The following is a 25,924-nucleotide window of genomic DNA, read 5'->3' on the forward strand; positions in this document are numbered from 1 at the left end:
CGACGATGGGTGACATCGTCGGGCGCGCAGGGTAATGCCTTTGGCAACGCGAAAGCTGGGAGATGGAGAGTAGCGTCAGCCCAGCGCGATCAGGCGATTGCGGACGTCGTTGATCTGGTCGCGCAGTCGACCGGCTTCCTCGAACTCGAGGTTCTTGGCCGCGGCAAACATGGCATCTTCGAGACGGCTGATCTCCTTTTCAAGCGCCTGAGGACCTTCGGCCGCCAGCGCGGCGTAGTCCGGCGTCTCTTCCGCCACCTGACGCTCGCTGCCCTTGCGACGGCTGCTCTTGCGGCCCGGTGCCTGGGCACCTTCCATGATATCCGCCACCGACTTGGTGATGGTGCGCGGCGTGATGCCGTGCTCGTCATTGAAGGCCATCTGCTTCTCGCGACGGCGTTCGGTCTCGGCGATGGCCCGCTGCATGGAATCGGTGATGCGATCCCCGTACAGAATGGCCTTGCCGTTGGCATTACGCGCCGCGCGGCCGATGGTCTGGATCAGCGAGCGTTCCGAGCGCAGGAAGCCTTCCTTGTCGGCATCCAGAATCGCCACCAGCGAGACCTCCGGTATATCGAGACCCTCACGCAGCAGGTTGATGCCGACCAGCACATCGAACTTGCCCAGACGCAGGTCACGAATGATCTCGACACGCTCGACGGTGTCGATATCGGAGTGCAGATAGCGCACCCGCACATCATGCTCTCCCAGATACTCGGTCAGGTCTTCCGACATGCGCTTGGTCAGCGTGGTGATCAGCACGCGCTCGCCCACCTGGGTGCGCGCCTTGATCTCGGAGAGCACATCATCGACCTGGGTCGAGGCCGAACGCACCTCGATGATCGGATCGAGCAGCCCGGTGGGACGTACCACCTGCTCCACCACCTGGCCGGCATGTTCTTCCTCATAGGGGCCAGGCGTCGCCGAGACGAATACCGTCTGCGGCAGGATGCTCTCCCACTCCTCGAATTTCATCGGGCGGTTGTCGAGGGCCGACGGCAGACGGAAGCCGTACTCCACCAACGTCTCCTTGCGCGATCGGTCACCGCGGTACATCCCGCCGACCTGCGGCACGCTGACGTGGGACTCGTCGATGAAGACCAGTGCATCCTTGGGCAGGTAGTCGAAGAAGGTCGGCGGCGCATTGCCGGGATCACGCCCCGACAGATAGCGCGAGTAGTTCTCGATGCCATTGCAGTAGCCCAGCTCCATCATCATCTCGATGTCATAGAGGGTACGCTGCTCCAGGCGCTGGGCCTCGACCAGCTTATCGTGCTTGCGCAAGTAATCGAGGCGCTCGACGAGTTCTTCCTTGATGCGATCGACCGCAGCGACGATGGTCTCGCGCGGCGTCACGTAGTGACTCTTGGGATAGATGGTCATGCGCGGCACCGACTCGGCCACTTCACCGGTCAGCGGATCGAACAGCCGGATGGAATCGATCTCGTCATCGAAAAGCTCGACACGCACCGCCTGCTCTTCGGAGTCGGCCGGGAAGATGTCGATCACGTCGCCACGCACCCGATACGTACCGCGCCGGAAATCCATATCGTTGCGAGTGTACTGCAGCTCCGCCAGACGCCTTAGGAAGCCACGCTGGTCAATCTGCTCACCACGATTGAAGTGCAGGCGCATCTTCAGGTATTGATCCGGATCCCCCAGGCCGTAGATGGCCGAGACGGAGACCACGATGATCGCATCGCGGCGTTCCAGCAGCGCCTTGGTCGCCGACAGGCGCATCTGCTCGATATGGTCGTTGATCGAGGCATCCTTCTCGATGAAGGTGTCCGAGGAGGCGACGTAGGCTTCGGGCTGATAGTAATCGTAATAGGAGACGAAATATTCGACGGCGTTGTCGGGGAAGAACGACTTGAACTCGCCGTACAGCTGTGCCGCCAGCGTCTTGTTGGGGGCCATGACGATGGCCGGGCGCTGCAGACGCTCCACGATGTTGGCCACCGTGAAGGTCTTGCCGGAGCCGGTCACGCCCAGGAGGGTCTGATGCGCCAGACCCGCGTCCAGGCCGGTTATCAGCTTCTCGATGGCCGCCGGTTGGTCACCGGCCGGCTGAAACTTGGAATCGATGCGAAATGGTTTGCTCATGCGCTCTCAATGGTGGCAGTCAGTCGGGTCTTCAACTGACGACAGGCAGATGATTGCCCAGCGGCATCATTCGCTCGCGGGCGCTTCTCGACTGGTCACCAAGACCCGGGTGCTGGTCATCAGGCGATGGATGGGGCAACGCTCGGAGATCTCGATCAGACGCGCGCGCGTCTCGGCGTCCAGCTCATGGCCCTCCTCGGCCAGAAACTGCATGCTGACCGTGAGGCGGTATTCGCTGTCGCTGCCACGGCGCTCGTCGCTGTCGTCCCGGTCCACCGTGGTGGTGATCCCCGCCAGCGGCAAGCCTTTGCGCCTTGCGTACATCTGCACGGTGATCGACTTGCAGGCCCCCAGCGACAGGTCGAAGTAGTCATGCGGGTCCGGAGCGCTCTCGGCGCCACCGACCACCGCCGGCACATCGACCAGCAACTCATCAAAGCTTGCGACCTGTACCCGCTGCACGAAACTGCCTGACCGACGGCTGATTACCTCGATGCTCATTCGTCACCTCCCTGTCGCTGATCTGTCCGTGATCCCGCTCATGAGACGTTGCCTGCTCGCCGCCTGTCCAGCGTCTGTGCACTGCGGTCACTTGACCTTGTAACCGGCCTTCTCGACCGCCTTGACCAGGGCGTCATAACGCACCTGACCGTCGACTTCGGCAAAGCCACGCCCGACCTCGGCTTCCTTGACGCCATCCATCATCATCAGCGCCGTGGTGACCTTGTTGACGTCCTTGACGCTCTCGACACCGATCAAAGTAAGAGAAAAGCTGGCCATCGTGTCATTCCTGTCATGCAGTAAAAAAGGGGCGCCGCGGCGCATTGCAGCCGTCAAGAATAGCACGGTTGTCTGGCAGTCAGCGCGGACCAGACGCTTCGCAAGCCAGGCCGCAGAAACGCCTGGCAGGACGGGAGCCCTGATTTGCCCGTTCTTTTACTGTCACTTGAGGCACTAGGGGCTGACAGCCGCCAGCTGGCGCGTGACAATGCGGGCATCCGACATGCCGCATGGTTGCCAGAGCGCCACCGGCAGTTCACTCCTTCGCAACAGGATGGTGGTAAATGAATCCCTTCAAGACCCTGATGCAAGACCACGGCTACCAGCTCGGCGAGGACGGCCGCCTGACGCTGGGTGAGCCAGACGATGCCTCCATGCCACTCGCTGGCGTAGCTGACCGCACCCTGGCCGAAAATGGGTTGACCCCGCTGGGCAATTTCGAAGTCCTCGAGGTCTGCGGCAAGGATGGCGAACGCTTTCTGCAGGGGCAGACCTCACAGCAGCTGAGTCTGGTCGATGGCGAGCTGGCGCCGCTGACGACCTTCTGCACACCGAAGGGGCGCATTCTGGCCATGGCTCAGCTGCTGCGCGTCAGCGAAGGGCGCCTGTGGCTGGTGATGCCGGCTGGCACCGCCGAACCGCTGCGCGCCCATCTGGCCAAGTTCGCGCCCTTCTACAAGGTGACGCTGGAGGTGTCGTGCGAGCTGAGTGTGCTCGGCCTTCTCGGCGAACAGACTCTGGCGGCCTGTGCCGACGCCCTGGCGGCACCGGCTCTGCCCGCGCACGACCTGGCCATGCGCTCGGTTCTCCCGTCGCCCCTGCAGTCGAGCGAGGAAGAAGAACCGCAGACCTGCGCGCTGGCTCGCCAGCCGTCAGGCAATACCCCGCGCGCGATACTGGTCGGCCCGCATGCCGCCCTGGCAGACCTCGCGACGGCGCTTTTCGGACGCGATGTGGCCGCCAGCGACGAAACCCGCTGGCGCCTGGAAGATATCCGCGCCGGTCTACAGTGGGTCACTTCCGCGCAGACTGACAGCTGGCTGCCGCAGATGCTCAATCTGGAAGCCCTCGCCGCGATCAGCTTCAAGAAAGGCTGCTATACCGGTCAGGAAGTCGTGGCACGTGCCCACTTTCGCGGTCAGGTCAAGAAGCGCCTGCAACGCCTGACGACAATGCAGCCGGCCGACTTGCCGGCGGTGGGCAGCAAGGTCACATCTCCCGATGGCAAGTCCCTTGGCGAAGTGTTGCAGGCAGCCCATGATGAGCAGGGACGCCTGGAGCTGCTGGCCGTGATCAGCCTGCGTGATGAAGAGATAGCGTTGGCATTGGAAGATGGCACCGAGCTTGAGCGCAGCGCACTGCCCTATGCCGTCGAGCGTCGCGACCCGGAGCAGCTCAAGGGCTGAAGGGTACGGCTTGAAGGACTGGCTGTCTTGAAGGGCTTAGCCTTGAAGGACTTAACGCTTGAAAGCCGCCACAAGAAAGCCCCACACGTGCCAACGTGCGGGGCTTTCGTCTTTCACGGATTGCAGACCTGATGCACCTACCGGGGCTCACAGCCCTTCCGGCAGCCAGCCATCCCCTGCGATCAGGTGCTCGATCAGCTCCTGCACCGGCATCGGTCGTGCATAGAGATAGCCCTGATGCAGCGAGCAACCATGCGCGAGCAATTCGGCTCGCTGCTCTGGCGTCTCGATGCCCTCGGCCACCACCGCAAGATGGAAGGCCTCCGCCAGCCCCAGCATCGCTTCGATCATGGCCTGCCCCTTGCTGGAGCCCAGCGCCGTCACGAACTGTCGATCGATCTTGAGCTTGTCGAACGGCAACCGCTGAAGCTGTGACAACGAGGAGTAGCCGGTGCCGAAGTCATCCAATGCCAATGCCACGCCGTGAGCCCGGATGGTCTGGAACAGCACGGCGAGTGCCTGGATGTCATCCGGCAGCTGGCTCTCGACCAGCTCAAGCGTCAGGCGCTCACACAGCTCCGGATGCCGGAACAACATTTCCAGGTCTGACAGGAAGCGCTTGTCCATCATGTGGCGCACGGTCACGTTGACGCTCAGATGCAACTCATGGCCGCTTTCGTGGACGCGCATCAAGGTCGCGATGCTTTCCTTGAGCACCCAGCGCCCCAGCGCGACATCCAGGCGTGCGGACTCGACGATCGCCATGAAATCCGCCGAGCCCATCAAGCCATGTTCGGGGTGCTGCCAGCGAATCAACGCCTCCGACAGCTGCAAGCGGCCGCTACGCCCATCGACGATCGGCTGCACGAAGAGCCTGAGCTGATTCTCACGCAGCGCGACGGTGAACTCGGCCTCCAGCTGCTTGAGGCGACGCAACTCACGCTCCGCCTCCTCATCGAAGAAGTGCCACTCACGTTGGCACTGCTGGGTATCGTGCAAGGCACGCTCGGCGCGATAGACCAGCGCATCCACCTGGTGGCCATCCTCGGGGTAGCGCGTGATGCCCAGACTCGGCTGCAGATAGATCACCTCATCATTGAGCGTGACCTTGTCGCGCACGGCATTCAGCAGGTTGTCCAGCCAGCCACTGATACCGCCACGCGTCGCTTCCAGCAGCCGGCGCTGGACCATGATCAGCAGCCTGTCGGTCTCGAGGCGCGCCACATCGCCCGAATTGCCCAGCAAGGGAGCGATACGCTTCTTGACCTGCTCCAGCTGGTGATTGCCCGGCTCGGCGCCGGCATGATCATAGAGCACCTGCAAACCGCCAATCCGCAGCGCCATCAGCACGAAGCCTTCCATCGGCGCGACCTCACCCAGCTGATCAATCCGCACCTTGATCAGGCGCAGCATGCCTTCACGGCTGAGCAGGCCGGTATCGAGATCCGTCTCGCGCTCCTCGAGCAACTGGTGCTGGAGCAGCACGCGTTCCTGCTCCAATCCTCGTACCACCAGCGTATCGAGAGTCATGTCCAGCAACGGCATCATCTCGGTGGCGTTGAGTCGATGGCCACGACTGGCCACCAGCAGCAACTCGCTGCGCCCGGGATGCGGCGAGACCGAATAGCCCATCAGCTGACTGGCGCCCAGTCGCTGACACAGCAGCAGCGCGCGGTCATTCGGCTCATCGGCATTCTTCTCGACGCTCCCATCGCCATCGCGCCGCGAGCCATCACCGGGTGACACGCACACGCGCCCTACCGGCAGGCGCAATAGAGGATCACGCCGCAACGATGCTTCACTCAACCACTCACGCTCATCGTGACTCTGCAGAATCAGGTAGCCGGCATTGGGATTTCCCACCTCACGCCGATAGATGATGATCTCCGCCCCCAGCATCTCGCGCACGCGCTGCAGGTATCGGGTGAGAGACGCACGCGCATTCTGCGGCGCGTGGGTTTCGTAGGGGACGCTCAGAAATTGCTGGTTGAGAGTGTTGTGGCGCTGGTTTTGATGCTCGAGATAGGCGCCATAGGCCCGACACGCCCTGCGGCGCCGACTGTCGCGCACCAACATGCCAATGGTGCCCATGCCCGCCAGCACAATGATCAACAGCAGCACCGCCAGCGGAGCGCCCATCTCATACACAAGCTGAGCGACGCGATTCTCATCCTGCCAGCAGGCCTTGGCATGGTGGTAGCGATCGGCACGGCCGGATGCCGGCAAAGCCACGCAGATCTGCTGCGTCGCGATGGGCTGTGGCATGGCGTTGCTGACGACCTTCAGACCCTTCAAGCCCAGTACGGCCGCCTGCTCGTCCAGCAGGTCTGTCGTGAGCGGCATGCCCAAAATCAACAGCCCCTGCTCGTCTCGCGGTGGCAAGGCCTCCTCATCCTCGTAGAGCCCCTGCATGCCGATCAGCCATGGCTGGTTATCGACGATCAACCAGGCCAGCTGGGATTGTGTCGATGACTGGCGGGCAGCCTGCATGACGGGGGCGAGCGCACGTCGCCAGCTCACCGGCTGCTTGCCCAGCCAGTCGGCCCCCGGCGACCCGGCGTTGTGCTGCACCCAGGCTGCCACCTGCCCATCGCCCCGCACCGCAGAGATCAGATGTATGCCGGTATTGATGGCGAACTCGGGGCCATACATGTACTCGAGCCAGGTCGTGTCGAGCTCGGGCTTGCGCAGAAACCTGGTCACGGCTTCTTCCCAGTAGCCGTTCTCCTGCAACTGTCCTGCGAGCAGGCGCTGTTCACTCTTGATCCACAAGGCCAGCCGCTGCCTGTCGGATTCACGATCCGCCTCACGGGATTGGGTGATCTGGCTGGCCGTCAACCAGGCGGTGGCCAGCAGTGCCGCCAGCAACAGCAGCGGCAGCAGGTACATCCGATAGCGGGGGCCAGCAGGCATGAAGGCATGCGCGAAGACAGCAGAAGACTCATGTGACGACACACGAGAGGAGGAACGCGGTGCTGAAGAATCTGACATTGATTTACCGATGATGAGGCGACCTCCTGAACCGGGTCGGCAGGCTGTCGCCTGGCCTTTGAGGTCAGTCTAGATCAGACGTTCAGTTGAAGAATACGCTGCACATTCGTCGTGGTGGATAACGCGATATCGTGGCGACTGCTCGAGCGGAGCTCCGCCACCACGTCCGCGACCTTCGCCACTCGCGATGGCTCATTGCGCTGGCCCTGAAACCCGCACAGCGGCATGTCGGGGCTATCGGTTTCCAGCACGAAGCCATCGTCGGGCAGTGACGCCACCACTCCGCGCAGCTTGTTGGCACGCGGGTAGGTCACGCTGCCGCCCAGCCCCAGCACAAAGCCAAGCTCGAGAAAGCGCTGTGCCTGCACCTGACTGCCCGCGAAGGCATGGATGATGCCGCCACGGGTGAGTCGTGCCTGCTTGAGGCGCTTGGCCACTTCGTCGTTGGCGCGCACGCAGTGCACGATGACAGGCAAGGAGAATTCGCGTGCCATGCTCAGCTGGGACTCGAACAGCTGCCATTGGGCGTCATGATCGGCCAATCGCGTATCGAAGCCACATTCTCCCAACGCGACGATCTTACCAGCATGCTGGTCGAGAGCCTGATGAAGCGACGCCAGCGCGTCATCGCCATGCTCGGACAGAAAATAGGGATGCAACCCCAGGGCACCGAACATACGCGCCGATGAACCCGCCAGCGCCAGCACTGCCGGGAAGCTTGCCACCGTGGTGGCGGGCACCACGAAGGCCGAGACGTCTTCCTGCTCGGCACGCGCGATGACCGCCTCACGATCCGGCGTGAAGTCAGCGAAATCCAGATGGCAATGGCTGTCGATCAGCATGGAATCTCCCAGGGATGGTCGTACAGCCATCGTGCTATATCAGCGTGTGTCAGACAAACGAAGGGACCGGCCTGGTGACCGGTCCCTTGTGGACAAGTGTCGATATTGCTTGTTAGTGGTCGTGACTGGCGCAGATGGCCTAGGCCGCCTCCACCGGCGCTGCCGGCGCCAGTTCGGAGGTGCAATGACCACAACGGGTCGCCGCCAGCGGCACCCTGGAAAGGCAATACGGGCAATCCTTGTCGGTGACCTCTTCGGGCGCTTCCTCGGCTTCCTTCTTGAGCTTGTTGATCTGGCGGATCAACACGAAGACCGCCAGCGCCACCAGCGCAAAACTGATGATGGCATTGATGAACAAGCCATAATTCAGCGTCACGGCTCCCGCTTCCTTCGCGGCATCCAGGCTGGCATAGGGGGCAGCCTGAGCGCCTTCCTTGAGCACGATGAAGAAATTCGAGAAATCTACCCCCCCGATCAGCAGCCCCATCAGCGGGTTGAGCATGTCCCCCACCAGACTCTTGACGATCAGTGTGAATGCCCCGCCGATGATGATGCCGACGGCCATGTCGACGACGTTACCCTTGACGGCAAAATCACGAAATTCCTGCATGAATCCGGACATCTGTCATCTCCTGTCACTCGCTAACCATCCGGTGAATTGCCACGCATCATGCATGGCCCGCACTGAGACACATTCCACGCCATTGTTGTTGTCATTGTCTGCGCCCTACCGACCTTCGCCCCAGCAAGCTTCATCACACGGATGCCAGCAAGACAACATGACCCAAACATTATGCCGTGCTGATGCCGCGCCATGGGTTGGCTGTGTAAACGTAGGGTTACACGCATATCTGGACACAAAAAACGCCACCCCTCGGGGTGGCGTTCTTCATGACGTGATCGACAGTCTCGCTATCGCAGCGTCGCTGTGGCAACTGTCTCAGTGCTCACGGGTCGCACGGAAGGTGATGTCCGGCCAGCGTTCCTGGGTCAGCTGCAGGTTGACGCGGGTCGGCGCGATGTAGGTCAGCCAGCCGCCGCCGTCGTAAGCCAGGTTGGCACTGGCCTTGCGTTTGAAGTCTTCCAGCATCTTGGTGTCATCGCAGTAGATCCAGCGTGCGGTCTGCACGTTGATCGCCTCATAGATGCACTCGACCTTGTACTCTTCCTTCAGGCGGTGAGCGACCACGTCAAACTGCAGCGTACCGACGGCACCGACGATCAGGTCGTTGTTGTCGAACGGCTGGAAGACCTGGGTCGCGCCCTCTTCGGAGAGCTGCTGCAGGCCCTTCTGCAGCGCCTTCATCTTCAGCGGGTCCTTAAGGCGCACGCGCTTGAAAAGTTCCGGCGCGAAGTGCGGAATGCCAGTGAAGCGCATGTCCTCGCCGATGGTGAAGGTATCACCGATCTGGATGGTGCCGTGGTTGTGCAGGCCGATGATATCGCCCGGCCAGGCTTCTTCCACGTGGGAGCGGTCCGCCGCCATGAAGGTCAAGGCGTCGGGAATCTTGACGTCCTTGTTGATGCGCACATGGCGCATCTTCATGTTCTTCTCGTACTTGCCGGAGCAGACACGCAGGAAGGCGACACGGTCACGGTGCTTCGGGTCCATATTGGCCTGGATCTTGAAAACGAAACCGGTGAAGCGCTCATCGTGGGCCGTGACTTCGCGGGTATCGGTATCGCGCGGCTGGGGGGGCGGGGCATATTCGACGAAGCCGTCGAGCATCTCGCGCACGCCGAAGTTGCCCATGGCAGTACCGAAGTAGACCGGCGTCAGCTCACCGCGACGATAGGCCTCGAGATCGAACTCGTGAGAGGCGCCGCGCACCAGCTCGACCTCCATGCTCAGCTCTTCGATCAGGTCCTCGCCCAGCACTTCGATGGCTTCGGGGCTGTCGAGGCCCTTGATGCGCACGTCGTCGGGAATGCGGTTGCCCTGGCCCTGCTTGTAGAGATGGATCTCGTCATTGAGCAGATGATAGACGCCCTTGAAGCCCTTGCCGACGCCGATCGGCCAGGTCATCGGCGCGCACTGGATGTTGAGTACCGTCTCGACTTCATCCATCACCTCGATGGGATCACGCGTCTCGCGGTCCATCTTGTTGACGAAGGTCAGAATCGGCGTGGTGCGCAGGCGGCAGACTTCCATCAGCTTGATGGTGCGGTCCTCGACACCCTTGGCGCCATCGATGACCATCAGCGCCGAGTCGACGGCAGTCAGCGTCCGGTAGGTATCTTCGGAGAAGTCCTCGTGCCCGGGGGTATCCAGCAGATTGACCATGCGGTCCTTGTAGGGGAACTGCATCACGGAGGTGGTCACGGAGATACCACGCTCCTGCTCCATCTTCATCCAGTCGGAGGTCGCGTGGCGATCGGCCCGCTTGCTCTTGACCGAGCCGGCCATCTGGATGGCATTCCCGAACAGCAGCAGCTTCTCGGTGATGGTGGTCTTACCGGCATCCGGGTGAGAGATGATGGCGAATGTACGGCGCACATCCGCCGCCTTGGCAATCTGGGAATCTGACATGAGCTGAAAGGCATCCGGCCCGACGTGAGGCACGCCGCGCGCACTGTTGGGTGAATAGCAGAACAAGACGAATGGCGCGCATTGTAGCGGCTGGCGCGGCGCGGCAACAGAGGCGAGCGTGATCTACACGCCTTCGATCATCCCTACGCGCGCGAAAATGCCAAGGCCTTACTCCTCGACCTCAGACAGTGTCTCAATGATATGGCACTGTGCCATCACCCCGCCGGCACAGCAGTGCGTCAGGCGCTGCAACTCTTCCTCCATGACGGCGAGGTCGCGCTGACGCTTGCGCACCTCGATCAGCTGCGCCTCGATGCGCGCGTCTATCTGATCGCACGGCAAGGACTGCTGGTCCGCCAGGCCCAGCAAGGCGCGGATGTCATCCAGCGAAAACCCCAGCCTCCGACAACGGCGGATGAAGGTCAGACGCCTAAGCTGTGCATTGCCATACTCACGATAGCCATTGGACGCGCGTCGCATCGGGGCCAACAGCCCCTGCTTCTCGTAGTAGCGGATCGTCACCGCCTGGACATCAGACGCCTTGGCCAGTTGGCCGATGCCCATCGTCACCTCGCCGTGCGATGACGTGAACGATTCCCCTCTCCGTGCGAAATCTCTTGCGGTCATCGATGACTTCTCCTCTCGCCATGTGTTGCATGTCGATGCATCAACCGTTTCATCAGCCTACTTGACCTTATAGTGACTATAACCTCCATGCTGTCATCAACACGACAGGAGGCCAAGACCCATGAAAAGCTGTTGCGAAAGTAAATCCGGCGAGCTGGCAGAGCTCAGAGCCTCACAGGGCAAGGTCCTGAAGATTCTGTTGGCGCTGAATGCCAGCATGTTCTTCGTCGAATTCACCGCGGCCTGGTGGCTGGGTTCCACCGCGCTGCTGGGGGATTCCCTCGACATGTTCGGCGATGCCAGCGTTTACGCCCTGACTCTCTATGTCCTGCACCGCAGTGTGCGTGAACGCGCAATGAGTGCGCTGATCAAGGGCATCGTGATGCTGTCGCTAGGCCTGATCGTTTTTGGCGAAGCAGGCTACCAAGCCCTCAATGGAGTGGCACCGGCCGCCCACGGCATGGGCGTCTTCGCCCTGCTGGCACTGGTCGTAAACCTCATCTGCTTCGGCCTGCTGTGGCGCTTCAAGTCGGATGATCTCAACATGCGCTCCACCTGGCTGTGCTCACGCAATGACATCATCGCCAATGCCTCGGTCTTCGGGGCCGCGATACTGGTGGGCTGGACAGGCTCCCGCTGGCCGGACGTGCTGCTGGGGGCGGCGATTGCCGCACTCTTCCTGCAGTCCGCCTGGCAGGTGATTCGCGATGCGCGTGAAGAACTGCGCGAGGCCAGAGAGGCCGAGAACGATCAGATACCTGACGACCAGGACGCTTCCAACACCAGCAGCTGTTGCACCCCGCCGACGGCTGCGGTAGTGCTTGAGCAATCTCACGCCAGCAGTTGCTGCTCCAGCAAGCGCTGTGGTTGAAGCACGACGTCGCTGACCCATGACTGCCAGCAACACGAAAGCGCCCCGTCGGTACCGACGGGGCGCTTTCGTGTCTGGATAACACCAGGCTCAAGGGGCCGGACAATCTGGCTGACGCTCGGGGTGAGCCTGCCGGAAGGCTTCCAGTGACTGACAGGCCGCCTCGATGGCCAGAATCCTTGGGTAGTCCATAAGTTCACACTCGAAGCGCCGCGCATTGTAGAGCTGAGGCATCAGGCAGGCATCCGCCATGCCCGGGCTATCGCCATGGCAGAAACGCCCTGCACTTTCCGCCAGCATCACTTCCAGACGCGCGAAGCCCTCGGCGACCCAATGTCGATACCACTCAAGGCGCTGCTGCTGGGTGACCTCAAGCCGATCGGTCAGATAATTGAGCACGCGCGGATTGTTGAGCGGATGCATCTCACAAGCCATGAACTGACACAGTGAGCGCACCTTCGCACGCGCTTCAGGCGCGGAGGGCAACAGCGCCGGGGTGGGCCAGCGCTCCTCCAGATATTCTAGGATCGCGATCGACTGGCTCAGGGCCACAGATGTTGGGGTATCTCCCACCATCAGGGTCGGCACCAGTCCCTGGGGATTGATGGCCAGATAGTCCTCGCTGCGCTGTTCGCCCTTGAGCAGATTGACCGGCACCTGAGCGACCTCAATCCCCTTGAGCGCCAGCGCGATTCTTACCCGATAGCTGGTAGATGAACGGTAATAGCCATACAGACTCATTGAACTCATGCTGCATTCCCCTGTGACGCAGTTGGATGCCGGCCGCCCCTTCGCACTGTCTCGCGCCCAGTTGGCTTGAGGCTTACCGGCGCACGACGTCTTCCCGAGACGTGTCTCTGAGAAGCTCTGCCTGACGAGGCCGCCCTCAGGCGTCCAACTGCGTCACCTGCTGATCAATGGCGCCGAAGATGCTCTGGCCATCGCGATCGAACATCTCGATGCGGATGCGATCACCGAAACGCATGAAGGGAGTGCGAATCTCATCGAACAGGATCTTCTCGACCATGCGCACTTCTGCCAGACAGCTGTAGCCCACACCCCCTTCACTGATCGGCTTGCCGGGGCCGCCATCCTTGCCGGGATTGGACACGGTGCCTGAACCGATGATCGCGCCGGCGCCCAGTGGGCGGGTCTTCGCGGCATGCGCCACCAGCTGCGGGAAGCTGAAGATCATGTCTGGCCCGGACTCTGGCTCACCGAACTTCTCACCATTGAGATGCACGCTCAGCGGCAGATGCACGCGCCCCTGCTGCCAGGCCTCCCCCAGCTCGTCCGGCGTCACGGCGATGGGCGAGAAGCTTGACGACGGCTTGGACTGGAAGAAGCCGAAGCCCTTGGCCAGCTCGCCGGGGATCAGTCCACGCAGACTGACGTCATTGACCAGCATCAACAGGCGAATATGGTCCTCGGCCTGCTCCGGACTGACATGCATCGGCACATCATCGGTGATGACGGCGATCTCGCCTTCGAAATCGATGCCATGCTCCTCACTGACACATACGATATCGGCGCTGGGGGCCAGGAAGCTGTCGCTGCCGCCCTGATACATCAGTGGGTCGTGCCAGAAGGTCTCGGGCATCTCGGCGCCACGCGCCTGACGCACCAGCTGCACATGATTCAGATACGCCGAGCCGTCTGCCCACTGGTAACTGCGCGGCAGCGGGGAATGCAGCGCCTGACTTTCCAGCGCAAAAGCGTCCGCCAGCGTGCCATCATTTAGCGCCACGTAGCGTTGCTCGAGCCTGGGCGCCAGCGACGTCCAGTCTTCCAGCAGCGCCTGCAGCGTCGTGGCGACATCCGCGACCTTGACGGCGCGGGTCAGGTCACGGGAGACCAGCAGCAGTGTTCCATCGCGGGAACCATCCTGGCAGGTAGCGAATTTCATGGGTGCCTCCTTGAAGAGCAACGTGAGCAAGAATGCAGGAATTGCCTGGGGTCGGATGACGATGAAAAGTCAAAGGTCATCGCTGATGCAGGGTGGATTGAGGAGTGAATCAAGAGGTGGATTGAGGAGTGGTGTGGGACGTGAAGTGAGACGCGAGTCCCTGCCAGACCGAGCCATAGTCGCGCTGACGAGCGCTCGACGACAGGGCCTGCGGGGTGGGCTGGAACAGATAGCGACTCTCGAACATGAAGGCGAGCGTATTTCCCTGATAGCGGGGGGCAAGTTCCGCCCGACTGGCGGCCTCGAAGGTGGCAGCGTCAGGGCCATGCGGGGTCATGGCGTTGTGCAGACTCGCGCCTCCAGGACGGAAGCCTTCGCGTTTGGCGTCGTACTCACCATGGATAAGCCCCATCAACTCGCTCATCAGGTTGCGATGGAAGTACGGCGGCCGGAAGGTGTTCTCGGCGACCATCCAGCGTGGCGGAAAGATCACGAAGTCGAGATTGGCGACCCCGGCAGTGTCCGACGGTGAGGTCAGCACGGTGAAGATAGAGGGATCAGGATGATCGAAGCTGACCGTATTGATCGTATTGAAGGTCGCCAGATCATATTTGTAGGGCGCGTAATTGCCGTGCCAGGCCACGACATCCAGCGGTGAATGATCCAGACTCGCGCGCCAGAAACGCCCGCCGAACTTTGCCACCAGCGTGAAGTCACCGGCTTCGTCCTCGAAACGTGCCGATGGCGCGAGGAAGTCACGTGGATTGGCCAGTCCATTGCTACCGATGGGCCCCAGCGAGGGCAGCTCGAGAGGCGCGCCGTAGTTCTCGGCCACATAACCACGACAGCCTTCCGCGTGCCCCGCCAGCGGATTGAGCTGGAACTTGATACCACGCGGGATCACGACGATCTCGCCGCTGGCGACTTCCAGCAGGCCCAGCTCGCTGCGAACCTCGATGGCACCCTGCTGCGGCACGATCAGCAATTCGCCGTCAGCATTGTAGAAAAAGCGCTGCTGCATGCCGCGAGTGAAGGCGTAGAGATGCGTGGCACAACCCTGCTGCGCCTGGGCATCCCCATTGACCGCCAACGTGATCAGACCTTCCAGAAAATCGCCAGCGCAGAACGCGATGGGGTCCCAGCGCATCGGGTTGGGATCCGGCATTCCCTCGGCCAGCGGTGCGGTGGCGACCTGCGGCATCTCCATGGGCTGATAGGTGCCCTGCACCACCGAGGGCCGAATGCGGTAAAGCCAGCTGCGCAGGTTGTGGCTACGCGGCGCGGTGAAGGCCGAGCCGCTCAACTGCTCCGCGTAAAGGCCGTAGGGGCAACGCTGGGGGGAGTTCTGGCCCTGCGGCAAGGCACCAGGCAACGCCTCGCTGGAGACATGATTGCGAAAACCGGCGTGATAACGACACTCAGCATTGCGCTCGCGCATGACGATTCATCTCCTTGTGGGCTCGCGGCTCCTGATGACCCGGGGCATCTATGGCACGACATGCCGCCACCGCCCCAAATAGTAACATATGAAACCATATAGCCAGATCCATACCTTGGCAATCGCCAAAGTGGCCGACTTTTGTCTTGCCCAACATCGAAAGTGGTAACATTGGCAACCTGATCTGGCCGCAATGCTCTGATGCGACAACGCAAGTCAGCCCTCTCACCGAGACAGGTAACTCTCGATGCAACGCACTGATGACACTCCCGAAGCGCGCGATGCCCTTGATGGGGATGCCTCCCAGGACACGCCCCGCTGCGAGCTGGATCTTGACCAGTTTTTGCCCTATCGCCTCAACCGACTGGCCGAGCGTACCAGTGAGGCGATGTTCGCCCGCTATGGCGAGCGCTTCGCCATCAATGTCGCCGAGTGGCGTCTGCTGGCCTGGTTGAGCCGTGGCGTACCGATGACCGCTCGGGAAATCAGTCTGCGCACCCACATGGACAAGGTACGCGTCTCGCGCGCCGTCAAATCACTGGAGAACCGTGAACTTATCCTGCGTCGTCCGAGCGAGCAGGACCAGCGTGCGCAGCTGCTGGTTCTCACCGCCGAGGGTGAGGCCATGCTAGCCGAGCTGATTCCCGAAGCGCGGCGTTTCGAGGATGAGCTGCTCGGTGCGGTCAATGCACGCCAATACCGTGATCTGCTACTCACCATGCAGACCCTGGAGCGACAACTGGATCAACTGCCGGGCAGCGATTGAGCCAGGCATGCAAGACGCTCATTCACAGAACGACAGGGGGTTTCCTGGCCGCCATTTCGCGTGATGTATAATTATGGTATAGGTTGTGTACTGTTTTTAAGGAGCCTTGCCAGCATGCATCGCAAACCGCACCTGCCCAGCAAGCTGTGTCAGACCTGCCAGCGCCCCTTCACATGGCGCAAGAAGTGGCAGGATTGTTGGGATGACGTACGCCATTGCAGTCAGCGCTGTCGTCGCAACGCACGCCAGCTGGCACGGGAGACGCGCGATGACGTCCACTGACCCCTGGCTGGTATGGTTGAACGAGGATCTGCGCCTCGATGACAACCCGGTATGGCAAGCCGCACTCGAGGAGCGAGCCTCGCACCTGCTGGTCGTGCATGTTCTGGCGGAAACGACCTTTCAGCCCTTCGGCAGCGTCAGCCCTGGGAACCACGCCTGCAGCCGCTTAGCACGGGACGGCAACATGCCCTGCTCGGGAGTCTGGAATCGCTGCGCACACGACTTCAGGCGCTGGGCAGTGACCTGCTGATCCTCCACGGCGATGCGGCACAACTGATTGGGCAGCTAGCAAGGCAATATGACTGCCGAGGCGTCATCACATGCCGCGCTACGGGCGTGGTGGAACACCGACAGCAACGCGCGGTGGCAAGCCAGTGTCGCCTGCGGCGATTGAACAGTGGTTTGCTGCTGGACGAAGACGAGCTGCCGGAACCGCTTACCGCGCTCCCCGAGAGCTTCAGTGCCTTTCGGCGCAAGCTGGAGAAGGCCCGCCCGAGCCTTCCCGACATGCCTGCCCCGTTAAAAGCCCCCTCCCGGCTCCCCGGCTGGCCGGAGGCCGCCCCTCGTGGCTTTCAGGGCGCGGCCAGGTATCTGTTGGAGGCTCGCCACTGGCAGGCCGATACCCGCGGCGAATACACCTTTACTCCCGGAGAGCCCGCCGGCTTGCAACGCCTGCAGGATTATCTGAGCCCGGCCTCCGCCGGCCACTACAAGACCACCCGCAATCGCCTCAGCGGCGCGGATTTCTCGACCCGCTTCTCCGTGTGGCTGGCACTGGGCTGTCTGTCGCCGCGGCGGATACTGGATGCACTGCACCGCTTTCAGACCACACTCCCCGAGCACTGCGCGCATCCGCAGGCTGCCTTCAAGGACAGCGACTGGATCCGCATCGAGCTGCTATGGCGCGAATATTTCCACTGGGATGCACGGCGGCTAGGCAGACATACCTTCACGAGCGAGTCCCCAAGCCACGACGGGGCTCAACCGCGCGGCCATGAGCCGGGGTCACAAGCGCTTGAACGCTGGCAGGCCGGAATGACCGGGGTGCCATGGGTCGATGCCGGCATGCGCGAACTGGCGGCTACCGGCTGGCTGAGCAACCGCATGCGCCAGAACGTGGCGAGCTTTCTGGTCAAGGACCTTGGCGTGGACTGGCGCCAGGGAGCGGCCTGGTTCGAACATCAGCTACTGGATCACGACGTCGCCTCCAACTGGGGCAATTGGCGCTATCTGGCGGGTATCGGACGTGACCCACGCGGGGATCGCCACTTCAACATGATGAAGCAGGCACGCCAGCATGACCCTCTCGGCCATTACGTCAGCCGCTGGATACCTGAACTTGCGGCACTGCCCGCCGGCATGCAGTGCCATGCGCCCTGGCTCGCCTGGTCAAGCAGCGCCGGACGCGACAGAACAACGGCTCACTATCCGCGCCAGCCAATCACGCATGTCGAGGGTTGGAAGGCCCACCTGACCGACATCACACCGACACGCGTGACGCCCTGGCCGAGTGGCTCCTTCGAGCGAGGCTGACAACCATTGAATCCCGAAGAGAGCGCCACCAAGCGGTCACGACGCAGAGGAGGCGACCCAGGGGATCCCTTGGCGCCTTGACGCTAACTGTCCGTCAGGGCTGCACTTTATGCGCCTTATTCACTATCATGGCCGCATTCCTCGCAGGAGTTGTCATGAATCAGCCGCTACCGCCACCACTGTCCACGCCGCACCGCAATCTCATTCGTCTGACCATTGCGCGCGGCATCACCTGGACCGGCTTTCTCATCCTGATCATCTTCGGGATCGAGATCATCGGCTTTCAGCTCAACGTGCTGCCCGTCATCTCGATCATCATCGCGATGGGGCTGGTCAATGTCGCGACCTGGTGGCGCCTCGGGCAATCTCACCCTGTCACCGACACCGAGAACCTGATTCACCTGCTGGTGGATATCGCCGGCCTGACGATGCTGTTCTTCCATACCGGTGGCTCCACCAACCCCTTCGTGCCCTATTATCTGGTGCCGGTGACCATGGCGGCCGCAACGCTCCCGTGGCGCTATGCTTGGGTGATTGCTGCAGTCGGCATGGGCTGTTACAGCTTCCTGATGGTGTTCTACGAGCCGGTGCCGCAGCTGGCGACCTATGAGCTGGGCGGACGCATCAGCCTACATGTCATCGGCATGTGGCTGAACTTCGGCCTGTCGGCGTCTCTGGTGACCTACTTCATCTACAAGATGGCCCATGCGCTGCGCACCCGGGAGCAGGCGCTGTCCACCACGCGTGAGGCCGCCCTGCGTAGCGAGCAGGTATTGGCAGTGGCCAGCCAGGCCGCCGGCACCGCGCATGAGCTGGGCACCCCGCTCTCCACCATGGCGGTGCTGTTGAGCGAGATGCGCGAGGATGCCAAGGACAGGAACAACCCTCAGCTAGAGGATGATCTTGCCCTGCTGCGCAGCCAGGTCGACACCTGCAAGCAACGCCTGCAGGCGATGGTGGCCGCGGCCGACCGCCGCCGCATGGAGCAGCCTCAACCCATCAATGCTGCCCAGTGGCTGGAAGAAATCGTGCAGCGCTGGCTGGTAGTGCGCCCGGACGTGCAGCATAGCGTCGAGGTGACGCCCGGCGCTGAACAGGCCTCCATGCTGGTGGACACCACGCTTGAGCAGGCGCTGATGAACCTGCTCAACAATGCCGCCGACGCCTGCCCGGATGATATCGAGATCACCCTGGAGCAACGCGATCAGGAAGTGCTGATCGACATCCGCGATCATGGCGAAGGTGTGCCCATGGCGGTGGCGGATCAACTGGGTGAGACCTTCATCTCCACCAAATCCAAGGGCATGGGCATCGGCCTGTTCCTCACGCATGCCACCATCAATCGGTTCGGTGGCGGCGTCAGTCTGTACAACCACGAAGATGGCGGCACCTTGACGGAAGTGCGCCTCCCCCTTCATCTGACATGATGGCGGCAAAGACCGCCCAAGCGAGAACCCTGATGAGCGATGCAACCCGACTGCTGATCATCGACGATGATGAATTCTTCTGCCAGGTCACCGCGCGCGCCATGACGCGTCGCGGCTATGAAGTGGAAGTGGCCCGCGATGAGGCCCAGGCACTCAGCGTGGCGCGCAGCCACCGCCCGGAGCTGATCACGCTCGACCTGAAGCTGGAGCAGAGCTCTGGCCTCAAGCTGCTGCCCGAGCTGATCGCTCTGCTGCCTGACACGCGTATCGTGGTGCTGACCGGTTATTCCAGCATCGCCACCGCGGTGGAAGCCATCAAGCTCGGCGCGGTCAACTACCTGTGCAAGCCCGCCGATGCCGACGAGATTCTCAACGCATTCAACCGCGAAGGCGGTGACCCGGCCGCCGAGATTTCCGACAACCCGCCGTCGGTCAACCGCCTGACCTGGGAGCACATCCAGAAGGTGCTCAACGAGCACGATGGCAACATTTCCTCCACAGCCCGCGCCCTGGGAATGCACCGTCGCACCCTGCAACGCAAGCTGCAGAAGCGCCCGGTCAAGCGCTGAGATAGCGCCGCTGCCCTGGCCTGCACCCAGGCGACAATTTGCAGACGACCAAGCAAGAGCCCTCACCATCCTCGCTCGCAAACGCGATTCGATGGTGAGGGCTTCGAGTCACTGCAGTGACTGTAATGCGTCGGATCTCAATGATAAGCCGTTATTGCGCCGTCCACCCCAAGTCCATGTTGAAGCTGGAGCCGGTCACTGAACCTGCCTTGTCGGAGGCCAGCCATACCGCCATATCCGCCACTTCGGAGGGGTCAATCATTTGCTTGATCGCCGCTCCCTTGAGCATGACCTTCTCGATCACTTCATCTTCTGGCATGTCATTGAGCTTGGCCTGTTCGGCGATCTGCTTGTCGACCAGCGGCGTGCGTACATAGGCCGGGCAGATGGCATTGGCGGTGATGCCACTTTCCCCACCCTCTAGCGCAGCAGTTCTGGTCAGCCCCATCAAACCATGCTTGGCACTGACGTAGGCCGCCTTGCCCGGGGACGCGACATGGGCGTGAATGGACGCCATATTGACGATGCGCCCGTACCCATTCTTCTCCATGTACGGCCAGGCCGCCTGGATCAGCGTGAATGGCGCACTCAGCATCAAGGCGATGATCTGATTCCACTTGGCTTCGGGGAAGTCCTTGATACGCTCGACATGCTGGATGCCGGCATTGTTAACCAGGATATCGAGGCGCCCGAAACGGGACACGGCTTCTTCTACCGCCGCGCGACACTGCTCAGCATCCGTCAGGTCGGCCTTGAAGAAGGCAGCCCCTGCCTTGTCGGCGACCTCTGCCCCCTCATCACTGAAATCGACCGCCAGCACCTGATGCCCGGCATCGCACATCGCTTGCATGATGGCGGCGCCGATACCGCTGGCGGTACCGGTCACCAGTGCAACACGGGCAGGGGAAGATTGTTGTTCACTCATGCGAATCTCCTGACAGAGGGTAATGTCATGCTGCTCTGCAACATATAATGAAGATAGCGCTAATCTAGCCGTCTTTACCACCCGACCATCGCCGAGTTGCACTCCGCGCTGGCATTATCGAGCGCCAGCCAGCATCACAGCCGCATGATGCATTCGACGCAATCATTGACCTCCGCTGACGCAACCCGGCCGACAGGCGCTATTCACGACGAGAAGCGAACCTGCTATGACAGGAAGCGAACCTGCACCAGCAGCCCCGGGGCCTGGGGCGTTCCCAAGGGGCTCTCCTTCAGCGCCAGCGCTGCGCCTAGACGTTCGGCGAGCTCGCGCACGATGGATAGGCCCAGCCCGGAACCTTGAGTCTTCTGGCCGGCCAGACGCACGAAGCGTTCAAAGACGCGCTCGCGTTCACGCAGCGGGATTCCGGGGCCCGTATCGGCCACTTCCATGCGCCATCCAGCATCGTCGCGGCGGATATCCAGGCGCACCTCTCCGCCTTCTGGCGTATAGCGCAGCGCATTATCGAGCAGATTGCGCAGCAGCACGTAGAGGCCGTTCTCATGACTGACCAGCTGCGCGCCAGGTTCAACCTCGATATGCAGCTTGATGCCTCGCTGGCGTGCCATGGGGCCCAGATCCCGCGCCAGCTCATTGGTCAGCTGGGCGAGATCGACGGAGCGACGCGGTGCCTCTGCCCCGCTTTCCAGTCGTGACAGGGTCAACAGCTGCTCCACTACCCGTGTCATGCGATTGACGCCATCCACGATCATGCGTGCCGAGCGCCGCGAGGCCTCATCCCTGGCATCGGCCTCCAGATTCTGGGCATGCACCTTGATGCCCGCTAGGGGAGTCCGCAATTCATGGGCCGCATTGGCCGTGAAGCGCCGCTCCTTGTCAAGGGTGTCCGCCAGGCGCACCAGCAGCCCATTGAGGGCATCCACCATGCCGCGTATCTCGTCAGGTGCCTCGCTGGCATCCAGCGGCTCGAGGTACCCGGGTTGACGGGCCGTGATCTGATGACTGATGCGCAATACGGGACGAAAACCCCGCGAGACCGCCACACCGATCAGCAAGGCGATCACGAGCAACCCGACCACCAGCGCCAGCACGTTGTGCAACGCAATCTGGCCGGTCAGTTCATCGCGCACATCTTCACGCTGGGCCGCCGTGACCCAGATGCCACTCTCGGGGAAATACAGCGTGAAGGTGAACCAGTCATGATGATTGTCATGCTGCATGCCATAGCCAGGCACCGGCAGGTAATCCAGCGCCACAGAGGGTGAAGAGAGGCCAAGCAACGGCTGGCCCAGCGCATCCCACATCTGGAAGATCAGTTTGTCTTCATAGACATGCCCCAGCGGGGATTTCTCGTGACCATCGGCAAAGCTCAAGGAGGGTGGACGCAGGCTGAACTGGCCCGATGTCATCTGCTGCAACTTTTCCTGACGCGCGGCCGGTGTCAACGACGCCAATTGAGACTGATAGAGCCGCCCCAGCATGCGTGCATTCTGGGCCAGCTCAGCGTCGAACAGCTCATCAATCTGCTCGCGGGAGTCGAAGTAGCTCCAGGCAGCGGCCGTCCCCAGCACGATCACGACGCCACCAATCAGGTTGCGCCGCAGGAAACTGCGGATGGATTTCACGTGAGTTCCCCCAGCCGATAGCCCACGCCGCGCACGGTCTTGACCACCCCGGTGCCGAACTTGCGGCGCAGATGGTGCACATGTACCTCGATGACATTGCTCTCGACATCGCCATCCCAGCCATAGAGCTGCTCGACGAGCTGATCTCGGCTGAAGACACGGCTGGGGTGCAGCAGCAGGAACTCCAGCAGATCAAACTCGCGCCGTCCCAGCGCGACCTCACTACCGGAGAGCGTGACAGTGCGGCCAGCTTGATCAATGCGCAACGGCCCCAGCTGCAGGCAACCGCTGGCCTGCCCGGCATGGCGCCTGACCAACGCACGCAGACGCGCCACCAGCTCGGCAATGTCGAACGGCTTGACCAGATAGTCGTCCGCGCCGCCGTCCAGACCACGTACCCGGTCGCTGATGTCATCACGTGCCGTCAGGATCAATACCGGTAACGTCTGGCCCTGACGGCGCAGGTGACTCAAGACCTGCAGACCGTCGAGATCCGGCAGGCCAAGGTCCAGCACCAGCACATCAAAGGGCGAATGCTTGAGCGTGGCGGCAACGTTGGCGCCCTCCTTCAACCATTCAGTGCTCATGCCTTCGCGGCGCAGGGTATGGTTGACCCCCTCCCCCAACAACGGATCATCTTCGACGAGCAGAACTCGCATCTGGACTCCTTGAAATCGTTCTGATTCTGCCATGTCATATCAGGACATGAGACAAGACGTCCGCCACCGAAAGGTGACGGACGTTGGAAGCAAACCTCGGGATAGCACATCGCCTGTGTCGATGGATCAGCCAGCCATCACACACCGCTGCGTGCACGACGCCCCGGGTGTCGAGCATGGCGCCACCTGGCCAGACGCGCCGTCAGCAGCATCCTCTGCTCACGCAGCCCGAGCGCGCCACGCTCCAGCATGCGGCGCGGTCCTCCGATGACACGCCGCAACGCCTCACCCGCCATCAACCAGCCATACGCGAGCGGGTGCCCGGCTCGCGCCAGACGCAGTCGGAAGATCAGCGCGCGCGCCTGACGCGCCACACTGACAGGATGATTGCCCTGATGACGCGCCAGGCGCATCAAAAGAGGGTCCTCTTCACCAGTGATCAGCGCCGGGGTATGCAAGCGGATACGTGAGTGCTTCGCTGTCGGCAGCGGAACGAAAAAGTCGCCGTCTGCCTGCACGATCAACTCCAGCAGCGGGCGTCGGCTATCCGCCGAGCCATGAAGCTCAAGACACTCCAGTACCTTGGCGCGCACCTCGGCCGGCCACCCCCCACGCTCGAGCACATGCCAGGCGCGGCCACTCTCCAGATGCCAGCGGCCATCGCCCGGCAGGCTTAGCAAGGTATCGGGGCGCTCCGAAGCCGGGATGTTGTGCAGTTGCGTGCATAGCGCGTCACCCCTCACATCTGCGTGCGTCAGTGACAGGCGGCGGTGTTGCTGGCCACTCGGGGTGGGCAACAACCTGCACAGCAAGGCAAGGTCATCCCCCTCTCGCTCGACCAGAATCAATGCAGCCCCTGCCGCCGCCAGCTGCCAACAGAGTTCTCGACAACTGGAGGCCATCGGCGCCTCGACCAGGACACGATGCCCGGCTAGGCTAGCGGGCTTGAGCTTTGCAGCGGTGTGGGCAAGACCAGTGCGTTCAAGAACTGTGCGTGCAAGAGAAATGAACATGAGGGCTTTCCTTGGGTCGAGGCATTGCCAGACACAGAGGCGCGAGTGGATGACACGCCTTGTGGACCTGCATAGGAGCATGATCGATCAGCTCACTGACAGACATGTGGCAACGAGGTGACATTTCCACAAGACGTGCTGACGATTCCCATGGCCAACACGCAAGCGCTGAGCTTAACCATGGAGTGATCACCAGCATGAATGGCTGCGCTTAACGCAAACTTAAGCTCTCACAAGACGATGCCACGATAACGCTGGCCTTCCTGCTTCTTGCTCGCCTCCAGCTCGACTCTCCACCAATACCCCTGATGCTCAGAAGCCGAACAGCCTGACGATAGGCGGCACGATGAAGGCGGTCAGCAGACCGGTCAGCCCCATCGACATGCCAGCGAAGGCACCCGCCAGAGTGCTCACCGACGAGAAGCAGAACGCAGTACCGATGCCATGCGCCGACAAGCCCATGGTGAAGCCCTTGACGGTATCGTCTCGCGCCCCTGCCAGTCGCATGACAACGGGGCCTACCACACAGCCGAGGGTGCCGGTCAGCAGCACCAGCCCTGCCGTCAGCGAGGGGATACCGCCCAATTTTTCGGCGATCCCCATCGCGATCGGTGATGTGACGGATTTGGGCGCCAGGCTCAAGGCCACCTGGGTGTGTGCTCCCAGCGACAGTGACAGCCCCAGAGTAGTGGTCACGGCAGTGACGATGCCGACGCAACAGGCCGTCAGCAGTGGCCACAGCATCTGCTTGACCCGATCGAGATGGTCAAACAACGGTACCGCCAACGCGACGGTGGCCGGCCCGAGCAGGAAGTGGATGAACTGGGCCCCTTCAAAGTAGGTGGGATAGTCGGTGTCTGTCAGCCACAGAAACCCGATGATCAGCGCGATGGAGACCAGTACCGGGTGCGCCAGCGATGCGCCCCGTGCCAGACGATTGATCGCCGTCGCCAGCAGAAAGGCCACCAGCGTCAGCAGCAGATGCAATAACGGAGAAGCGCTCAGGTACACCCACAGGGCGTCAAGCGGGGCCAGATTCATGAGGACACCTCATCACCGTTGGGTGACTTGCCCCCTGGGCCGCTCGGCGTAGCAGAGCCTCGATCGATCAGACGCTGCAACAGCCAGGCCGTGACGAACTGGGTGACCGCGATCGACGCGATCAGCGTGATGGCGATGGCGGTGAGATCGCGTGCGATGAGCTCGAAATGGACCATGACGCCAACGCCCGCAGGCACGAACAGCAGCGACAGATGCGAGAGCAGGCCATTGCTGGCAAGCCTGAGACTGGCCGGCACGCGTTCCCGCAGTAGCGCACGGGCCAGCTGACGTTGACCGAAGTCTCGATCCGCACTCTCGTCAACGCGCAGCACTCCTTCCCCTTCTCTGTCCGGGGCAGGCAACAACCGTTTGCGCAGCCGCCCTCGCAACATCAACCCCAGCAGCAGGAAAAGCATTCCCAGTACTGGCCCTGGCACCGGCAACAACAACGCACGCCCCGTCACCTCGCCGAGAAACTGGCAAAGCAGAAGGATGCAGAACCCCTTAATCAACGCCATTTCCTTTCATACTCCTCTTGACCGTGTCAGCCCGTCAGGCTGCCATACTGACAA

Annotated in this window: 24 protein-coding genes; 7 read left to right on the forward strand and 17 right to left on the reverse strand. The window is 61.9% G+C overall.

What is annotated here, in order from left to right:
- Positions 1–75: 75 nt before the first annotated feature.
- From uvrB to AC5WNJ_RS09225, 3 genes are all read right to left on the reverse strand, one after another.
- Positions 76–2,103 carry an excinuclease ABC subunit UvrB gene (uvrB, locus tag AC5WNJ_RS09215; protein WP_153635922.1) on the reverse strand — a complete coding sequence of 676 codons (2,028 nt, stop codon included), beginning with the start codon at positions 2,101–2,103 and terminating at the stop codon, positions 76–78.
- A 66-nt stretch (positions 2,104–2,169) separates the two neighbouring features.
- Positions 2,170–2,604, reverse strand: a complete 435-nt coding sequence (locus AC5WNJ_RS09220) for an OsmC family protein (RefSeq protein ID WP_153635923.1) — start codon at positions 2,602–2,604, stop codon at positions 2,170–2,172.
- A gap of 87 nt (positions 2,605–2,691) precedes the next feature.
- Positions 2,692–2,883 (reverse strand): hypothetical protein, encoded by a 192-nt coding sequence (locus AC5WNJ_RS09225; RefSeq protein WP_153635924.1) that lies wholly within the window; start codon positions 2,881–2,883, stop codon positions 2,692–2,694.
- A gap of 284 nt (positions 2,884–3,167) precedes the next feature.
- Here AC5WNJ_RS09225 and ygfZ point away from each other — a divergent pair, with 284 nt between their 5' ends.
- Positions 3,168–4,289, forward strand: a complete 1,122-nt coding sequence (ygfZ, locus tag AC5WNJ_RS09230) for a CAF17-like 4Fe-4S cluster assembly/insertion protein YgfZ (RefSeq protein ID WP_225346719.1) — start codon at positions 3,168–3,170, stop codon at positions 4,287–4,289.
- A gap of 147 nt (positions 4,290–4,436) precedes the next feature.
- Here the strand turns inward: ygfZ and AC5WNJ_RS09235 are convergent, their stop codons facing one another.
- The 5 genes from AC5WNJ_RS09235 to AC5WNJ_RS09255 form a co-directional block, all read right to left on the reverse strand.
- Positions 4,437–7,202 carry an EAL domain-containing protein gene (locus AC5WNJ_RS09235; protein WP_172978679.1) on the reverse strand — a complete coding sequence of 922 codons (2,766 nt, stop codon included), beginning with the start codon at positions 7,200–7,202 and terminating at the stop codon, positions 4,437–4,439.
- A 152-nt stretch (positions 7,203–7,354) separates the two neighbouring features.
- Positions 7,355–8,122, reverse strand: coding sequence for a TatD family hydrolase (locus AC5WNJ_RS09240; protein WP_153635926.1), 768 nt, complete (start codon positions 8,120–8,122; stop codon positions 7,355–7,357).
- Between the two features lie 139 nt (positions 8,123–8,261).
- Positions 8,262–8,744 carry a large conductance mechanosensitive channel protein MscL gene (gene mscL / locus AC5WNJ_RS09245; protein ID WP_153635927.1) on the reverse strand — a complete coding sequence of 161 codons (483 nt, stop codon included), beginning with the start codon at positions 8,742–8,744 and terminating at the stop codon, positions 8,262–8,264.
- Between the two features lie 318 nt (positions 8,745–9,062).
- Positions 9,063–10,652 (reverse strand): peptide chain release factor 3, encoded by a 1,590-nt coding sequence (locus tag AC5WNJ_RS09250; protein WP_153635928.1) that lies wholly within the window; start codon positions 10,650–10,652, stop codon positions 9,063–9,065.
- A gap of 168 nt (positions 10,653–10,820) precedes the next feature.
- Positions 10,821–11,216, reverse strand: coding sequence for a MerR family transcriptional regulator (locus AC5WNJ_RS09255; protein WP_153636887.1), 396 nt, complete (start codon positions 11,214–11,216; stop codon positions 10,821–10,823).
- Between the two features lie 184 nt (positions 11,217–11,400).
- Here AC5WNJ_RS09255 and AC5WNJ_RS09260 point away from each other — a divergent pair, with 184 nt between their 5' ends.
- A complete protein-coding gene (locus AC5WNJ_RS09260; protein ID WP_153635929.1) occupies positions 11,401–12,150 on the forward strand; it encodes a cation efflux transmembrane domain-containing protein in 750 nt (249 codons plus the stop codon).
- A gap of 90 nt (positions 12,151–12,240) precedes the next feature.
- On the opposite strand, the gene maiA is transcribed toward AC5WNJ_RS09260, so the two are convergent.
- From maiA to hmgA, 3 genes are all read right to left on the reverse strand, one after another.
- Positions 12,241–12,891, reverse strand: a complete 651-nt coding sequence (maiA, locus tag AC5WNJ_RS09265) for a maleylacetoacetate isomerase (RefSeq protein ID WP_225348140.1) — start codon at positions 12,889–12,891, stop codon at positions 12,241–12,243.
- 145 nt (positions 12,892–13,036) lie between these two features.
- Complete coding sequence (locus AC5WNJ_RS09270; protein WP_153635930.1) at positions 13,037–14,056, reverse strand: fumarylacetoacetate hydrolase family protein; 1,020 nt, start codon at positions 14,054–14,056, stop codon at positions 13,037–13,039.
- Positions 14,057–14,165: 109 nt separating this feature from the next.
- Complete coding sequence (gene hmgA, locus AC5WNJ_RS09275; RefSeq protein ID WP_153635931.1) at positions 14,166–15,494, reverse strand: homogentisate 1,2-dioxygenase; 1,329 nt, start codon at positions 15,492–15,494, stop codon at positions 14,166–14,168.
- Positions 15,495–15,741: 247 nt separating this feature from the next.
- Here hmgA and AC5WNJ_RS09280 point away from each other — a divergent pair, with 247 nt between their 5' ends.
- The 5 genes from AC5WNJ_RS09280 (at position 15,742) to AC5WNJ_RS09300 (ending at position 20,071) form a co-directional block, all read left to right on the forward strand.
- The gene (locus AC5WNJ_RS09280) at positions 15,742–16,260 is read left to right on the forward strand and encodes a MarR family winged helix-turn-helix transcriptional regulator (RefSeq protein WP_153635932.1); all 519 of its coding nucleotides are present in this window, start codon (positions 15,742–15,744) and stop codon (positions 16,258–16,260) included.
- A 114-nt stretch (positions 16,261–16,374) separates the two neighbouring features.
- The gene (locus tag AC5WNJ_RS09285) at positions 16,375–16,542 is read left to right on the forward strand and encodes a DUF2256 domain-containing protein (RefSeq protein ID WP_153635933.1); all 168 of its coding nucleotides are present in this window, start codon (positions 16,375–16,377) and stop codon (positions 16,540–16,542) included.
- Between the two features lie 51 nt (positions 16,543–16,593).
- Positions 16,594–18,075: a DASH family cryptochrome gene (locus AC5WNJ_RS09290; protein ID WP_495929419.1), complete on the forward strand. Its 1,482-nt coding sequence runs from the start codon at positions 16,594–16,596 to the stop codon at positions 18,073–18,075.
- Positions 18,076–18,230: 155 nt separating this feature from the next.
- Positions 18,231–19,502, forward strand: coding sequence for an ATP-binding protein (locus tag AC5WNJ_RS09295; protein ID WP_153635935.1), 1,272 nt, complete (start codon positions 18,231–18,233; stop codon positions 19,500–19,502).
- A gap of 32 nt (positions 19,503–19,534) precedes the next feature.
- A complete protein-coding gene (locus tag AC5WNJ_RS09300; RefSeq protein ID WP_043336058.1) occupies positions 19,535–20,071 on the forward strand; it encodes a response regulator transcription factor in 537 nt (178 codons plus the stop codon).
- 151 nt (positions 20,072–20,222) lie between these two features.
- Here AC5WNJ_RS09300 and AC5WNJ_RS09305 read toward each other — a convergent pair whose 3' ends face one another.
- From AC5WNJ_RS09305 to AC5WNJ_RS09330, 6 genes are all read right to left on the reverse strand, one after another.
- Complete coding sequence (locus tag AC5WNJ_RS09305; protein ID WP_153635936.1) at positions 20,223–20,996, reverse strand: 3-hydroxybutyrate dehydrogenase; 774 nt, start codon at positions 20,994–20,996, stop codon at positions 20,223–20,225.
- Positions 20,997–21,220: 224 nt separating this feature from the next.
- A complete protein-coding gene (locus AC5WNJ_RS09310) occupies positions 21,221–22,639 on the reverse strand; it encodes a sensor histidine kinase (protein WP_153635937.1) in 1,419 nt (472 codons plus the stop codon).
- On the reverse strand, positions 22,636–23,298 hold the full coding sequence (locus AC5WNJ_RS09315) for a response regulator (RefSeq protein ID WP_107334631.1): 663 nt from the start codon (positions 23,296–23,298) through the stop codon (positions 22,636–22,638). The genes AC5WNJ_RS09310 and AC5WNJ_RS09315 overlap by 4 nt, the downstream gene beginning before the upstream one ends.
- A 137-nt stretch (positions 23,299–23,435) precedes the next feature.
- A complete protein-coding gene (locus AC5WNJ_RS09320; RefSeq protein WP_153635938.1) occupies positions 23,436–24,311 on the reverse strand; it encodes a hypothetical protein in 876 nt (291 codons plus the stop codon).
- 312 nt (positions 24,312–24,623) lie between these two features.
- Complete coding sequence (locus tag AC5WNJ_RS09325; protein ID WP_153635939.1) at positions 24,624–25,352, reverse strand: LrgB family protein; 729 nt, start codon at positions 25,350–25,352, stop codon at positions 24,624–24,626.
- Positions 25,349–25,870, reverse strand: a complete 522-nt coding sequence (locus tag AC5WNJ_RS09330) for a CidA/LrgA family protein (protein WP_495929421.1) — start codon at positions 25,868–25,870, stop codon at positions 25,349–25,351. The genes AC5WNJ_RS09325 and AC5WNJ_RS09330 overlap by 4 nt, the downstream gene beginning before the upstream one ends.
- Between the last annotated feature and the right edge of the window lie 54 nt (positions 25,871–25,924).

This window comes from Cobetia sp. PDI-23MA (assembly GCF_059507735.1).